Source organism: Corallococcus sp. AS-1-6, from assembly GCF_020037015.1.
Classification (GTDB): Bacteria; Myxococcota; Myxococcia; order Myxococcales; family Myxococcaceae; genus Corallococcus.
The window spans coordinates 1-16,893 of sequence record NZ_JAIQDE010000056.1 but is presented as its reverse complement, the minus strand read 5'-3'; the positions used below and the strand labels follow the sequence as shown (position 1 = coordinate 16,893).

At 73.3% G+C, this 16,893-nt stretch carries 1 protein-coding gene; it reads right to left on the bottom strand.

Annotated elements, in window-relative coordinates:
- Positions 1-45: 45 nt before the first annotated feature.
- Positions 46-16,881, bottom strand: coding sequence for a non-ribosomal peptide synthetase/type I polyketide synthase (locus tag K8612_RS38330; RefSeq protein WP_223765871.1), 16,836 nt, complete (start codon positions 16,879-16,881; stop codon positions 46-48).
- Positions 16,882-16,893 lie beyond the last annotated feature (12 nt).

The following is a 16,893-nucleotide window of genomic DNA, read 5'->3' as shown; positions in this document are numbered from 1 at the left end:
TCTTCTTGCGATGTCACCCCACCTCTATGCGGCTCGTAGGACTGCTTATTCCGCGCAGACCTCCTGTCGGACAGGTTTTGCGTCCAGGCGCACCAGGCGGGGCACCTCTGGGTGCCACGTTTCTTGCAGCGCCTGCGTCGTCACCAGCACGCTGGCGCCACAATCCTCGAGGACGAACGACTTGCGCGCGGCGGGGGCCGCCGGGTCCAGCGGCACGAAGGCGCCACCGGCCTTGAGCACCGCGAGGAGCGCCACGATGGCCTCCGCCGAGCGCTCCAGGCACAGCGCCACCGTCACCTCCGGGCCCACGCCCAGTGACCGCAACTGCCATGCGAGCTCATTCGCCCCCGCGTTGAGCTGCCCGTAGGTCAGCGTCGTCCCGCCGGACACCACGGCATCCGCGTCCGGCGTCGCGGCGGCCTGCTCCTCGAAGCGCGCCTGCAACGTGGCGTCGCGATCGAAGTCCACGGCGTCGCCGCTGCCTGCGCGCAGCAGCCAGGCCCGGTCCTCCGCGGGGAGCAGGGACACGTCGTCGAGCCGCGCGTCCGGCTGGAGCAGTCCCTCCAGCGCCTGCCGCCACTGGCCCAGCACCCGCCGCACGGCGTCCGCGTCGAAGCGGCCCTCGTCGTAGACGAGCTGCAACTGGAGCTCTTCGCGCGGCACCACGGTGGCGGAGAGCGGGTAGTTCGTGCTGTCGCCGAACTCCAGGTCGCGCAGGTCCATCGCGGTGAAGCGGCGCAACACCGATTCGTCGAACGGGTAGTTCTCGAAGACGAACAGGGACTGGAAGAGCGGCTGTCCCCGGGGGATGTCGCTCCAGCCGTGCGTCGAGACCAGCGGCGCGTACTGGTGCTGCTGGATGCCGAGCAGCTTCGCCTGGAGCGACTGGAGCCATGGCAGCACCGGCTCGCCGTCACCCGGCAGCGTGATGTGCACCGGCTGCGTGGTGATGAGCAGGCCCAGCATGGCGTCCGCGCCCGGTAGCTCCGGCGGACGGCCCGCGAGCGTGGTGCCGAAGAGCACGTCGCGCGTGTCCGCATGGCGCGCGAGCACCAGCGCCCAGGCCGCCTGCGTCAGCGTGTTGAGCGTGAGCTGATGCCGCCGCGCGAAGGCCTCCAGCGCGGTGGTGACCGGCGCCGGCAGCGTCACCCTCGCGTCGGGCCGCTTCTCGGACGTGGTGGGCCGCACCAGGGACGCGGGCCGCGCCGAGGGCAGGGGCGTGGGCGCGGACAGGCCCGCGAGCTGGTCTCGCCAGAAGCGCTCGTCCTCCGCCCCGTCGCGGCGGTCCAACCACGCGATGTAGTCGCGGAACGGCGGCCGGCCCACGGGCGGCGGAGGCGTCCCGGCGTGCACGGCGTCGTAGAGCGCGAAGACCTCCTGGAAGAACAGGCCCATGCTCCAGCCGTCCATCAGCAGGTGGTGGTGGCTCCACAGGAAGCGCCAGCGCGCATCCCCCAGGCGCACCACCGTCATGCGCGACAGCGGCGCGCTCGACACGTCGAAGCCGCGTGCACGGTCCTCCGCCGTGAGCTTCGCCAGCGCGGCCGGCTGCTCCGCCTCCGGCAGGTGGCGCCAGTCGTGGACGATGAACGGCAGCGTGGCGCGCGAATGCACCACCTGGAGCGGCGACTCCAGGCCCTCCCACACGAACGCGGTGCGCAGGATGGGGTTGCGGTCCACCGCCGTCTGCCACGTCCGCTGGAGCAGCGCGATGTCCACGTCCGAGTGGCTCGACCACCCGGCCTGCTCGAAGTAGTAGGCCGCCTGCGGATCATTCAGGGCGTGGAAGAGCATGCCCGCCTGGAGCGGCGACAGCGGGAACAGGTCCTCCACCGTGGGGCCCTGCGCCGCCAACACCGCGTCCAGCGCGGCCTGCGACAGGCGGGCCAGCGGGAAGTCCCCGGGCGTGCGCCGCCGCGCGTCCTCCGAATGGCGCTGGGCGATGAGCTCGCGCAGCACCGCGAGGAAGCGCTCCGCCAGCGCGCGCACCGTCGCCTCGTGGTGCTGCTGGTGGCTGTAGCCGAACGTCATCCGCAGCCGGCCCTGGAGCACCGAGCCGTCCACGGCCAGCGCGTGCGGCTGCAAGGCCCGGGGCTCCACGATGGGGCCCACCGGCTCGTCGCTCATGGTGAAGAGCGTGCTGGCGGCGGCGGTGCCGTCCAGTTGGCCCAGGTAGTTGAACGACACCTGCGCCTTGGGCAGCGCGGCCAGCCGGGCCCGCGTCTCCGGAGGCCCGAGGTGGCGCAGCAGGTTGAAGCCGATGCCACGGCCGGGCCACGCCTTCAGCGAGTCCCGCACCGCGCGCAGCCCGTCTCCCAGCGAGCCGCCCTCGGGCAGCCGCAGCAGGGCCGGCGCCACGGACGTGAACCAGCCCACGGTGCGCGACACGTCCAGGTCCGCGAACAGCTCCTCGCGGCCGTGGCCCTCCAACTCGATGAGGACGTCCGGCTTCCCCGTCCACTCGCCCAGCGTCCGCGCGAGCGCGGTCAGGAGCACGTCGTCGATGCGCGCCCGCCAGCCGGTGGGTGTCTCCTGGAGCAACTGCCGCGTCTCCTCCGCGTCCAGCTCCACGGCGACGCTGCTCCGCGACGCGTACGTGTACGGACCCGGGCCGTCCACGGGCAGCGGGGCCACGTCGCCGCGCATCGCTTCGCGCCAGAAGGCCTCCTGCTCGCCCAGCGCCTCGGACAGGGCGTGCTTCTCCAGCCGCTTCGCCCAGGACAGGAACGATGTCGTCTTCGCGGGCAGCGCCGGGGCGCGGGCGGCCTGGAGCTGGAGGTATGCCGCCTCCAGGTCCTCCACCAGGATGCGCCACGACACCGCGTCCACCACCAGGTGGTGGATGATGAGCAGCAGGCGCTGCGGCTCCCCGGCGCCGAAGTGGAACAGCGCCACGCGCACCAGCGGCGGCGTCGCCAGGTCGAAGTCCGCCTGGAGGCGCGCGGCCTCCCGCTCCATCGCGGCGAGCCGGGCCTCCGGCGCCAGCATGGACAGGTCCACCTGGAGGAGCACGGGGGGCGCGGCCTCGGGGGCCACGGCCTCCTGGCGCCACGTGCCGTCCTCCGCGTGGACGTAGCGCAGGCGCAGGGCGTCGTGGTGGGTGACGAGCGCGGTGAGCGCCTTCTGCACCAGGTCGGCCTTCAGCGGCTGACGGGTCTTGAGCAGCAGGGCGTGGTTGAAGTGGTGCGGGTACGTCGGCTCACGCTCGAACAGGTCCACCTGGATGGGCGTGAGGGGCACGTCGCCCACCACCGGGCCCTGCTCCGCGAGGGTCGCCTCTCCGTCGCGGGCCACGGCCGCCAGCGCGCCCAGGGTGGGGTGCTGGAAGAGGTCCTTCACCTGCAACCGCACGCCGGCCTGCCGCGCCTTCGCCACCACCTGGAGGCTGATGATGGAGTCGCCGCCCAGCTCGAAGAAGTTGTCGTCCAGGCCCACGCGCTCCACGCGCAGGACCTGCGCCATCACCTGGGCCAGGGCCTGCTCCCTCGGGGTGCGCGGCGCCACGTACTCACGGCGCGAGGCGCGCTGTCCCTCGGGCGCGGGCAGGGCCTTGCGGTCCACCTTGCCCTGGGCCGTCAGCGGGAGCGACTCCAGCAGGACGAACGCGGACGGCAGCATGTAGTCCGGCACGCGCTGGCGCATGAAGTCGCGCAGCGCCTCCGGCTGGGGGGCGGACGGGGCGACGACATACGCCACCAGGCGCTTGTCTCCGGGCACGTCCTCCCGCACCACGGCCACGGCCTCGCGGACATCCGGGTGCGCGCCCAGCGCGGACTCGACCTCCGACAGCTCGATGCGGAAGCCCCGGACCTTCACCTGCTGGTCCGTGCGGCCCAGGAAGTCCAGCGTCCCATCCGCGCGCCAGCGGGTCAGGTCGCCCGTGCGATAGAGGCGCTCACCGGGCCGCGAGGAGAACGGATGCGGAATGAAGCGCTCCGCGGTGAGGTCCGGCCGGGAGATGTAGCCGCGCGCCAGGCCCTCGCCGCCGATGTGCAGCTCACCGGGGATGCCCGGGGGCACCGGCTGTCCGCGCGCGTCCAGCACGTACAGGTCCGTCCGCGCGATGGGCCGGCCCAGGGGCACGGGCGCGTCCACTCGCGCCGCGTCCGTCATCACGTGCGTGGCGGCGATGAGCGTCGCCTCCGTCGGGCCGTAGCCCGCGGTCACGACGAGGCCCGGATGCGCCTCCAGCACCTTGCGCACGTGCGGCGGGGAGACGACGTCGCCGCCCACCAGCAACTGGCGCACGTCCGTCAGGGCCTCCGGCTTCAGGTCCACCACCTGCGTGAAGAGGCCCGCCGTGAGCATCATCGCGGTGACGCCGTGGCGCTGGATGACCTGGGCCAACACGTCCAGGTCCGACGGAGACGTGGGCGGGAACATCACCAGCCGTCCGCCGTGCAGCAGCGGTCCCCAGATCTCCAGCGTCACCGGGTCGAAGGAGATGGGCGCCAGTTGGAGGAACGTCTCGTTCGCGCCCATGCGCGCGAACGCCGGGTGGTGCAGCAGGCGCATCACCGCGCGGTGGTCCACCGCGACGCCCTTGGGGCGCCCGGTGCTGCCGGAGGTGAAGTCCACATAGGCCAGATGGCGCGAGTCCGCGCCCGGCACCACCGGCGCCGTGGGCAGCTCCCGGGAGGACAGCTCCTCCACGAAGACGGACGGCAGCTCCGGCGGCAGGGGCACCGCCGCGCGCAGGGTTCGCGTGGTGAGCAGCACCTTCGCGGGCGCGTCCTCCAGCATCGCGGCCAGCCGAGGCGCCGGGTAGCTGGGATCCAGCGGCAGGTACGCGCCCCCCGCCTTCACGGCCGCGAGCAGCGCGACGACGAGCTCCAGCGAGCGCTCCAGGCACACCGCCACCAGCACGTCCGGGCCCACGCCGTGCTCCCGCAGTACGTACGCCCACTGGTTCGCGCGCGCGTCCAGTTGCGCGTAGGTCAGGCGCTCGCCGCCGGCTTCCACCGCCACCGCGTCCGGCCTCGCCGCGACCTGCCGGGCGAAGAGGTCCGGGATGCGCGCGTCCTGGGGGAAGTCCTGGAAGGTGTCGTTCCACTCCACCAGCACGCGCTGGCGCTCCGCCGCGTCCATGAGCGGCAGCAGGGCGACGGACGTCTGGGGATGGGCGACCACCTCGCGCGCCAGGCCCACCATGTGCCGCGCGAGCCGCTCCATGGTGGCCGCGTCGAAGAGGGCGGTGGCGTACTCCATGCTGCAGGTGAAGCCGTCCTTGCCGTCCACGACCTCCATGCCCAGGTCGAACTTCGCGGTGCCGGTCGGCACCTCCACCGGGGTCAACTCCAGCGACGGCAGCCGGCCCTGGACCTCCGGCATGCTCACGACGTTGATGCTCACCTGGAACAGCGGCGTGCGGCTCAGGTCGCGCGGCAGCTCCAGCGAATCCAGCACGCGCTCGAAGGGAGCGTCCTGGTGCGCGTAGGCCTCCAGGGCCTGGGTGCGCACGCGCCCCAGCAGCTCCACGAAGGACGGCTGACCGGACAGCCTTGAGCGGAAGGGCAGGGTGTTGATGAAGCAGCCCATCAGCCACTCCAGCTCCGGACGCGTGCGGCCCGCGATGGGCGTGCCCACCACGAAGTCGTCCTGGCCCGAGTAGCGCGACAGCACCGTCTGGAAGAGCGCCATCAAGACCATGAACGACGTGGCGCCGTGCTTGCGGCCCAGCGCCAGCAGCGGCGCGGACACCGTCGACGGCAGGAGGAAGGTGTGCCGCGCGCCCGCGGAGGACATGACCGCCGGGCGGGGCCGGTCCGTGGGCAGCGACAGCGGAGGCGCGCCGGCCAGGTGGTCCTTCCACCAGGCCACCTGCTTCTCCATCACACCGCCTTCCAGCCACGCGCGCTGCCACACCGCGTAGTCCGCGTACTGCACCGGCAGCTCCGGCAGCGGCGACGGCTGGCCCGTGCGGAAGGCCGTGTAGTTCACCGTCAGCTCATGCGCGATGACCAGGGTGCACCACGCGTCGGACACCGCATGATGGAAGGTGACGAGCAGCACGTGCTCGCGGGCCCCCAGGCGGATCAACGCCGCGCGCACGACCTCCTGCTCCAGGTCGAAGGGCTGGCGCACGGAGTCCTGGCAGAACGCGCGCATCGCCGCCTCGCGCGCCTCTGGCGTGTCGCCGGCTGCGTCCCAGTGCTGGAGCGGCAGCCCCCGGGGCGGATGGATGACCTGCACCGCGTGGTCCCCGTCCAGGGCGTAGGTGGTGCGCAACACCTCGTGGCGGACCACCATCGCGTCCAGCGCGGCCTGGAGCGCGTCCCGGTCCAGCTCGCCCGTGAGCCGGAAGATGGCCGGGTTGTTGTACGCGCTGCTCGTGGGCTCCAGTTGCTGGAGGTACCACAGGCGCTGCTGCGCGAAGGACAGGGGCAGCGGCCGGTCGCGGCCCACGCGCGGGATGGGCGGCGGGGTCATGTCCACCCTCGCCGGGGTGGCAGGCGCCACGGGACGCGGCGCTTCGACGGCGGCGGGACGCGCCACGGGCGGAGGGGGGAGCCGCGACGGCGAGGCCACCGGCTCCAGCCGTCCGTCCCCGCGCAGGCGGGCATGACGGCCGGTGCGGAACAGCTTCGCGGACGCCTCGCGGGGGTGCGGCACCAGGCGGCGGTGCTCCTCGTCACCCGCGCGCCACAGGGCGGAGGGGAGCCCCGCGCCCGCGAGGGCCAGCTCGCCCACCACGCCCGCGGGCACGGGCTGACCGGCCGCGTCCAGCACCCAGGCCTGGAGGTTCGCGGGGATGCGCTCCGCCAACGTGCGCGGCAGCAGCGCGCCCTCCTGGGCGTCACCGGACAGCCACACCTCCACGCCCGCGGCCCGGTGCAGCGCCGCGCCCAGCTCCACCGACGCGCCCTCCAACACCAGCGCGCCCACGCGGGCCAGGGACTCGCGCGCGCCGGGCAGCTCGCTGAGTGAACGCGCCAGCCGGGCCGACGTGTGCAGCAGCACCGCGCCGGACTGGCGCGCCAGCTCCAGCAGGCCCTCCACGCCCGCCTCGGCCTCCACCAGCACCTGCTCCTGGCGGGCGGCGGCCTCCGCGTCCATGCGCTCGCGCACCACGGCCAGCCGGCGCAGGCCTTCCAGCACCACGGGGGTGTCCAGGCCGAAGTCGATGAGCGCCGCCACCTCGTCCACGTCCGCCGCGCGCACGTCGCGCAGCCGCCGCAGCGCGCTGTCCACCGTGCCCAGCAGGCCGGTGTTCTTCGCGTGGTTCTCGAAGGTGCGCTCCAGCACCGCGTTGATGTCCTCCGGCGACAGCTTCTGCACGTCGGTGATGCCCTGCGCCTGGAGCAGCGACGTGCTGATGTCCACCGAGCTGCGGAAGTACGACAGCAGGGGCTGGCGCACCGTGCGCAGCACCTCCTGCTCCTCGTCGCCCAGGTACGTGTGCAGCATGCAGGTGATGTGTCCCCGGCCCGGGTGCCCGTTGCGGCGCCACGCGTCGCGGTACAGCGCCACCTTCTGCTTCAGCTCCTCCAGCGTGTGCGAGAGCAGGCCCGTCAGCACGCCCGCGCCCAGCTCGCCCGCCATGCGGAACGTCTCGGGGTTGCCCGTGGCGGTGAGCCACACCGGCAGCTCCTTCTGCACGGGCTTCGGGCGCAGGCCGACCTCCGCCGTGCTGCCCGCGCCCGCGGGCCGCTTGAAGCGCTCGCCCCGCCACAGCGCGCGCAGCGTGGACAGCTTCTCCAGGAGGATGTCGCGGCGCTTCTCGTAGTTGGCCGGCGCGAAGGTGAAGTCCTGCGTGTGCCAGCCCGTGGCCACGGACAGGCCCACGCGGCCCTGGGACAGGTTGTCCACCACGGACCACTGCTCCGCGATGAGCAGCGGATCATGCAGCGGCAGCACCACGCTGCCGGAGCGCAAGCGCAGGTGCTTCGTGACGGTGGCCAGGCCCGCCGCCACCACCGCCGGCTGCGGGTAGAGGCCTCCGAACGAGTGGAAGTGCCGCTCCGGCGTCCACACCGCGGAGAAGCCGTTCGCGTCCGCGAACTTCGCGCCCTCCAGCAGCAGCTCGTACTTGGGCCCCTGGAGCGTGTCCTCGTCGTTGGCGAAGTAGATGAGGCTCAGGTCCATCGCCTTCGCGCGAGGGCCTCCATCGCCCAGGCTGACCAGCCGGGCGGTGATGCGCTCCGGCGGGAACACCACCCTCAGGCCGCGCGAGAGCGCCCACAGGGCCTCCAGCTCCGGACGGTCGGAGGACGGCTCGCTCGCGGCCAGCCACGCGCCGCCGTCCGGGGGCGACAGGCGCGCGTCCAGGCCGGTGAAGAACTCCGCCAGCTCCCGGTGGCCCAGGGCCCACGCGGGCTGGCCCCGGCCCGTGGGCAGCAGCCACGCCAGGGCGTGCGGCTCCACGGGCGCGGCCGTGGCGGCGGGCTCGCTCGCGGCGGGCACATCTTCCACGTAGACGACGCGGGCCGCGTCCACGCGCACGGAGGCCACCAGCGCGCGCGTGGTGACGAGCACCGGCACCGGCGCGCCTTCGGGCGCGTACACGGGCAGGTGGCTCAGGTCGGACGGGCCCAGGGCGACGCACGCGCCGCCCGCGCCCAGCACGCCCCACAGCGCGGCCAGCTTCTCCGGCGACGTGCGCAGGCACACGGCCACGGGGGTGCCGGCCTTCACGCCCAGGGACTTGAGCCTCGCGGACAGGGCGTCCGCGCGGGCGCCCAGCTCCGCCCAGCTCCAGTGCGTCTCCCCCTGGGACAGGGCGGTGGCGCCAGCGTGGCGCGCGCGCCGCTCCGCGAGCAGGGAGGGCACGGGGACCAGCCCCGGCGTGGCGCGAGGCGTGGGCCAGGCCCGGCGCTCGTCATCCGTGGCGAGCGGCAGGTGCGCCACCTGCGTGTCGGGGTTCGCGAGCGCCGCGCCGAGCAGCACCTGGAAGTGGTCCATCAGCCGCGCCGTGGTGGCGGGGTCGAACAGGTCCGACGCGTACTCCAGCGCGCCGTGGACGCGGGTGGGGGACTCGAAGAGGACCAGGGTGAGGGCGCTCAGGGTGGAGCCCCACTGCACGGGCGTGCCCGGCACCTCCACCAACGTCCCGCGCAAGCCGATGAGCTCCAGGGTCTCCGAGGAGCTCGCGCCCGTGTGGTAGACGAACACGGAGTCCGTCATGCGCCCCCGGCCGATGTCGTGGCCCGGGACGAGCGCCTCCACCAGGTACTCGAAGGGCACGTCCGGGCGCGACTGCGCGTCCGCGACCTCGCCTCGCACCTGGGCGAGCAGTTCGCGGAAGGTGAGTCCTTCGGTGAAGCGCGTCCGGAACGCCGCCGAGTGCGCCACGTAGCCGATGAGCGACAGCAGCTCCGGCCGCGTGCGGTTGGCGATGGGCGTGCCGACGACGATGTCCGTCTGGCCGCTGTAGCGGTGCAGCAGCGTCTGCCACGCGGCGAGCACCGTCATGTAGCCGGTGAAGCCCTCGCGGCGGGTGAAGGCCACCAGCTCGTGGGCGAGCGCGGGCGGGAAGTCCAGCGTCATGCGCTGGGAGGCGATGACGGGCTCGTTGGAGCGGGGCCGGTCGGTGGGCAGGTCCAACCGGCGCGGCATGCCGGCCAGCCGCTGCCGCCAGCCCTGGTCCTGCTCGGCCAGCCGGCCGCTGGAGATGCCCCGGCGCTGCCATGCGCCGAAGTCCGCGTACTGGAGGGGCAGCGGCTTGAGGGGAGACGGCTTGCCCTGGAGGAAGGCGTCGTAGAGCTGGCCCAGCTCCTGGACGAGCAGGGCGATGGACATCGTGTCGCTGACGATGTGGTGGATGCTGGCGATCAGCAGGTGCACCTTCGCGTCCAGGCGGACCAGGGTGGTGCGCAGCACGGGGCCGCGGACCAGGTCGAACGGCTTCGCGGCGTCCTCGCGAGCGAGGCGCAGCGCCTCGGGTTCGCGCGTCTCCATGGGGCCGCGCAGCTCCACGCGGGTGAGGGGCACGCGCATGCGCGGGTGGAAGCGCTGCACGGGGCGGCCGTCCACGGTGTCGTAGGTCGTGCGCAGCGCTTCGTGGCGCTGGACGATCTCCTGGATGCCGCGCTCCATGACGTCCGCGTCCAGGTCGCCTTCGAGCCGGAGGACGAACGGGAGGTTGTACGCGGACAGGCCGGGCAGGTGCTGCTCCAGGCGCCAGACGCGCTCCTGCACGAAGGACAGCGGCAGCTCGCTGCCATCGCGGGGCAGGGGCACCAGCGGAAGCTCCGTGGAGACGGGGGCCTGGGGTGCCTGGAGGAGCAGGGGCTCCAGGTGTTCGGCGATGCCGGCGACGGTGGGCGCCTCGAAGAGGACGGCCAGCGGCAGGTTCACGCCAAAGGCCTCACGGAGCTGATTGAGCAACTGCGCGGCCGTCAGCGAGTTGCCGCCGAGTTCGAGGAAGTCGTCGTGGCGGCCCACGAACTCCAGGCCCAGACGGTCGCGCCACAGCGCGGCCACACGCTCCTCGATGTCGCCTCGGGGCGCGTCATCACGGCCGGGTGGGGGAGGGGCGACGGGGGACACGTCCGGGGACACGACCTCCCCATGCGAGGACGCCGCGGCCTCCGGTTGCAGCACGCCGATCGACTCCGTCAGCTCGGACCCGCTCTGCGGCGCGTTGTTCGACTCCGTCGTCACGGACCCGCTCTGCGGCGCGCCGTTCGGAGCCGTCATCGCTGACGCGGATGGAGGGACTCGGCCCGCCGTGGCCGTCATCGCGGATACGGACTGGGGCGCGCGGATCGACGCGGTGACCAGGGCCAGCTCGGAGGCCACTTCGGGCGCACGCTCAACGGGCGCGGCCGTGGCCTCGACCAGCGTTCGCGGCGCCTGGACGGGGCGCCCCGTGGGCGGCGCGAACGGAGACGTCGTGGCGCGCGCTCTCGGCTGCACCCAGACCGCCTTGGTCTGGAACGCGTACGTGGGCAGGTGCAGCCGCAGGCGCTGCTCGTGCGCGTAGAACGCGCTCCAGTCCACGGACACGCCCGCCGTCCACAGCTCCCCCACGGCCTGGAGCCAGCCCATCTGCTCCGTCGTCTTCCCGCCCACCCGCAACGACGCCAGCGCGAGGACAGGGGCACCGCCGCCCTCGGGCCGAACCAGGTTCGCGCGCACCAGCGGCGTCACGTCCTGCCCCGGTCCCACCTCCAACAGCACCGTGCAGCCATCCGCCTGGAGCGCCTCCACCGCGCGGGTGAAGCGCACCGGCTGGCGCATCTGCTCCGTCCAGTAGTCCGGCGCCGCGAGCTGCCCCGGCCCAACCCCCGTCCCCGTGAGGCTGGACACGTACCGCACCGCCGGCTCCGACCAGCGCAGCGTGCCCACCACGCGCGCCAGCTCCGGCATCAACGGCTCCACGTCCGCCGAGTGGAACGCATGCGGCGCGGGCATGCGCACCGCCCCGGCCTTCTGTTCCTTCAGCGCGGCCTCCAGCCGCTCCACTTCCTCCACCGGCCCGGACACCACGCAGCGGTCCGGCGCGTTCACCGCCGCCACCGACAACCGTCCCGACAGCAACGCCTGCACGCGCTCCACGGGCAGGGCCACCGCGAGCATCGCGCCCGGCGGCATCCGGTGCATCAGCTCCCCGCGAGCCACCGCGAGCCGCATCCCGTCCTCGACCGGCAGCGCCTCCGAGACGCACGCCGCCGCGTACTCACCGAAGCTGTGTCCCATCACCGCGGCCGGAGTGACACCCAGGTCTCGCCACATCCAGGCCAGCGCCACCTGCACGCTGAACAGCGCGGGCAGCGCCACGCGCGTGTCCGCGAGGTCCGCCGAAGCAGCATCCGCCTCCGGAGCCAGCACCGCCGACACCCGCGCCCGCAGCGGCGCGTCCAGCAACGCGAGGCACGCATCCAGGTGCGCGCGGTACAGGGGCGACGCCTCCGCCAGCTCACGCCCCATGGCCAGCCGCTGCGAGCCCTGCCCGGAGAACACGAACGCCACGCGCGGCGACTTGCCCGGACTCTTCGCCAGCGTCACCGCCTTCTGGAGCTGCCGCGACAGGTCCTCCGCGTCCTTCACCACCACCGCGCGCCGGTACTCGAACGCCTTGCGACCCACGGCATGCGTGAACGCCAGATCCGCCAGCGCCGTGTCCCCGACGCCCTTCGCCTCCAACCGCCGCGCCGCCGCCTCCAGCGCCTCCGGCGATCGCGCGGACAGCACGACGAGCTGGTGGGAACGCGTGGTCGAACCACTCTGCCGCATGGGAGCTTCCTCGAGGATGGCGTGGGCATTGGTGCCGCCAATGCCGAAGGAGCTGACCGCGGCGAAGCGAGGCGTCTCGCCCCGAGGCCACGACCGCAAGGTGGTGTTGACGAAGAACGGCCCCGCGTCGAAGTCGATCCGCGGGTTGGGCTTCTCGAAGTGGAGGCTGGGGGGAATCTCCCCGTGGTGCAGCGCCAGCGCGGCCTTCATCAGGCCCGCCAGCCCCGCGGCCGTGTCCAGGTGCCCCACGTTCGTCTTCAGCGACGCCAGCGCGATGCGGCCCCGGTGCTCCGCGCCCAGACCGTACGCGCGAGTCAGCGCCGCCACTTCAATCGGGTCCCCCAGCGGCGTCGCGGTGCCATGGGCCTCCACGTAGCCCACGGCCTCCGGTGCCACGCCCGCGTTGGCCAGGGCTTGAGACACCACCGCCGCCTGTCCCTGCACGCTGGGCGCGGTGAAGCCGGACTTGTTCCGGCCGTCGTTGTTCAGCGCCGATCCCCGGATGACGGCGTAGATGGCGTCCCCATCCCGCACCGCGTCCTCCAGCCGCTTGAGCACCACCGCGCCCACGCCGTTGCCCGGCAGCGTCCCCTGGGCCTTCGCGTCGAACGCACGGCAGTGGCCGTCCGGCGAGAAGATGAGCCCCTCCTGCGCCACGTAGCCCGTGCGCTGCGGCAGCGACAGCCGCGAGGCCCCCGCGAGCGCCACGTCCGACTGGCCCGTCCGCAGGCTCTGACAGGCCAGGTGCACGGCCACCAGACCCGTGGAGCACGCGGTGTAGAGCAGCGTGCTCTCACCGGTGAGCCCCAGCTTGAAGGACGCCTTCGTCGGCAGGCTCTCGTGCGTGGCGGTGCCGTTCAGCTCGAAGAAGGACGCCGCGTCCAGCGGCATCGCCTGCCGCACGGCCTCCGCGTACCCGGAGGCCGCGGCGCCCGCGTACAGCGAGATGGCGCCGGGGTAGCGCTCCGGGTTGACGCCCGCGTCCTCCAGCGCGGCCCACGCCGTCTGGAGGAACAACCGCTGCTGCGGATCCGTGAACTGCGCCTCGCGCAGGGACATGTCGAAGAACGCGTGGTCGAACCCCTCCACGTCGTCCAGGACCCCGGCGGCCGGAACGAACGCCGGGTGGTACCAGAGCTCGAACCCCTCCGGCAGCGAGGGCAGGTGCTCCAGCTCCTCGGGGGAGAAGCGCGTGATGGACTCCACGCCCTCGCGCAGGTTCCGCCAGAACTCGGCCACCGACATCGCGCCGGGGAAGCGGCCCGCCATGCCGATGATGGCGATGGAGCCGGACGCGCCGGGCTTCGATGCCTCGCGCGGGCGGTGGCCGGACGTGATGGGCGACGGTGCTCCCGGCGACCGGGACTCGTGCTCCAGCCGCTGGGCGAGCGACTCCGCCGTGGGGTGTTCGAACAACCAGACCACGGGCACGTCGCGCCCCAGCGTCTCCTTCAAGCGCGAGGCGAGCCGCATCACGGACAGCGACGTGCCGCCCAGGTCGTTGAACAGGTGGTCCTGCGTGCCCACGCGGTCCGCGCCCAGCTCACGGGCCCAGGTGGAGGCGATCTGCTCCTCCAGCGGGTGGGCCGGCGCCACGTAGCGCTCGCGCCGGCCGGTGGCCTCGGAGTCCGGGGCGGGCAGGGCCTTGCGGTCCACCTTGCCGCTGGGGTTCAGGGGCAGGGTGGGGAGCGCCACGAACAGGGACGGCACCATGTAGTCGGGGAGCTTGCGGCGCAGGGCCTCCCGCAGCCGCGAGGCCTCCAGCACCTGCCCCGGGCGCGGCATCGCGTAGGCGACGAGCCGCTTGTCGCCGGGCACGTCCTCGCGCACCACCGCCGCGGCCTCGTGCACCTCGGGCAGCTCGCGCAGGGCGGCCTCCACTTCCGGCAGCTCGATGCGGAAGCCACGCACCTTCACCTGGTGGTCCGTGCGGCCCAGGAAGTCCAGCGTCCCATCCGCGCGCCAGCGCACCCGGTCGCCCGTGCGGTACAGCCGTGCCCCCGGCTTCGCGCCCCAGACATCCGGCACGAAGCGCTCCGCCGTCAGGTCCGGCCGCGACACGTAGCCCCGGACCACGCCATCACCGCCGAGGAACAGCTCCCCCGGCACGCCCACCGGCACCGGCTGGAGCCGCGCGTCCAGCACGTACGCCGTGGTGTTCGCGAGCGGCGCGCCGATGGGCACCGACGCGCCCGCCTGCTCCGGCCGCTCCACTGTGAAGAACGACGCGGCCACGGAGCATTCACTGGGGCCGTAGGCGTTGATGACGGGCCGGCCCAGAAGCTCCACCGCGCGACGCACATGCGGGGCGGAGATGACGTCGCCCGCCACGTGCACCGCGCGCAGCCGTCCGAGGATGTCCGGCCGGTGCTCCACCAACTGCGAGAAGAGCCCCGACGGCAGGTGGGCGAAGCCGACCGCGTGACGCTCCACCACGCGCGCGAGCGTGTCCATGTCTCCGGCGGGGACCTTGCCGGGGAAGACGACCAGCCGGCCGCCGTGCAGCAGCATCGTCCACAGCTCCATCACGGAGCCGTCGAAGGACAGCGGCGCGAAGAGCATGCCCGTTTCGCGCGGACCGACGCGCGAGTAGGGCTCGGCGTGCACGAGGCGCAGCACGCCGCGATGTTCGCTGGCCACGCCCTTGGGGCGCCCGGAGCTGCCGGAGGTGAAGATGACGTAGGCCAGGTTTCGAGGCCCCACGGTGACTTCCGGCGCGGTGACGGGCTGATCATCGAGCGCCAGCGCGTCCACGAAGAAGCAGGCCAGCGTCGCGTCGGGCACGTTCAGCCGCTCCCGCAGCGCGCGCGTGGTGAGCAGCATCCGGGGCCGGGCGTCCTCCATCATGAACGCCAGCCGCCGCGCGGGGTACGACGCGTCCAGCGGCACATAGGCACCGCCCGCCTTGAGGATGGCGAGCACCGTGACAACGAAGTCCACGGAGCGCTCCATGCACACCGCCACCGGCACGTCCGGGCCCACGCCCCGGGCACGCAGGAAGTGCGCGAGCGGATTGGCCCGCGCCTCCAACTGCGCGTACGTCAGGCGAACGTCCCCGTCCTCCACGGCGATGGCGTCCGGAGTGCGAGCGACCTGGAGCGCGAACGCTTCGGGGATCGTCCTGTCGGCCGGATAGTCGCGCGCCGTGTCGTTCCACGCGGTGAGCACCTGGTGGCGCTCCGCGTCCGTCATCCAGGGCAACGCGTGAATGGGCGTCCGGGGGTCCGCGATGGCGGCCTCCAGCAACACGCGGAGGTGTCCGGCCAGCCGCGCCACGGCGTCCGCGTCGAACAGCTCTGTGGCGTACTCCAGCCAGCCCTCGAAGCCCTGGGGGGACTCCGCGAGCGACAGCGTGAGGTCGAACATGGACGTGCCGGTGTGCACGTCCAGCAGCCGGGACTGGAGCCCCTTCAGGACGGGCGCGTCCACGCGTGCGCCCTGGAGGTTGAACATCACCTGGAACAGCGGCGTGTGCCCCAGCTCGCGAGGAGGCCGGAGCGCCTCCACGACCCGCTCGAAGGGCACGTCCCGGTGCGCGTACGCGCCCAGCGCTGTCTCCCGCACGCGGGCCAGGAGCTCCCGGAACGAAGGAGCACCCGTCAGTCGCGTGCGAAGGACCAGCGAGTTGACGAAGAGGCCGACGAGCCCCTGGAACTCCGCGCGCTGACGCCCCGTGATGGCCGTGCCCACGCTGATGTCGTCCTGGCCGGCGCGGCGGGCGAGCACGGTCTGGAAGGCCGCGAGCAGGACCATGAACGGGGTGACGCCTTCGCGCTCCGCCAGCCTCCGGACCGAGTCCGCGAGACGCGCGTCCAGCAACACAGGCACGCGCGCGCCCGCGGACCCACGCCGCGAGGGACGCGGCCGGTCCGTGGCCAGCTCCAGCAGTGGGGGAGCCCCGGCGAGCTGCGTCCGCCAGTAGTCCAGCCGCGACTCCAGCGTGGCGTCGTCCAGCGCATCCCGCTGCCAGTCCGCGGCGTCGGCGTAGTCCAGGGGCAGGGCGGGCAGGGGCGACGGGCGGCCCTCACACAGCGCCGAGTAGAGGGCGGAGACCTCCCGCACCAGCACCGCCATGGACGTGGCGTCGGACACGGCGTGGTGCATGACGAGCACCAGCACGTGGGTGCGCGCATCCAGCGTGAGGAGCGTGGCGCGAACCAGCGGTCCGCGCTCCAGGTCGAACGGGCGGCGGGCCTCTTCATGCGCCAGGCGGAGCGCTTCGGCCTCGCGGGCGTCGGCGGGCAGGGACTCCAGGGACACGCGCGCCAGCGGCAGGGACGCGTCCTCGGCGATGATCTGCCGGGGCTGTCCCGGGGCCTCGCGGAAGGAGGTCCGCAGCCCCTCATGCCGGGCCGCGAGGGCCACGAGGCTGCCCTCCAGCGCGGCCACATCCAGGTCGCCCTCCAGGCGCACGGCGGCGGGCAGGTTGTAGGACACGTCACCGGGGGCGTACCGGGACAGGAAGAACAGCCGGGCCTGCGAGGAAGAAGCCTCGCGGTCGCCGCCCACGCTCACGCGCCGGGGAGAGGGGCCCGCTGAGTCACGGAGGGAGATCAGCCGGTGCGCCAGGGACGTGATGCTCGGTCCCTGGAGGAGCCACTCCATGGGCACCGTCAGCCCGGTGCCAGCGCCCACTTCATGCGCCAGCTCCACGGCGCCCAACGAGTCCAGCCCGTAGCGAGTCACCGGGGCGTCGACGTCGATGTCCTCACGCAG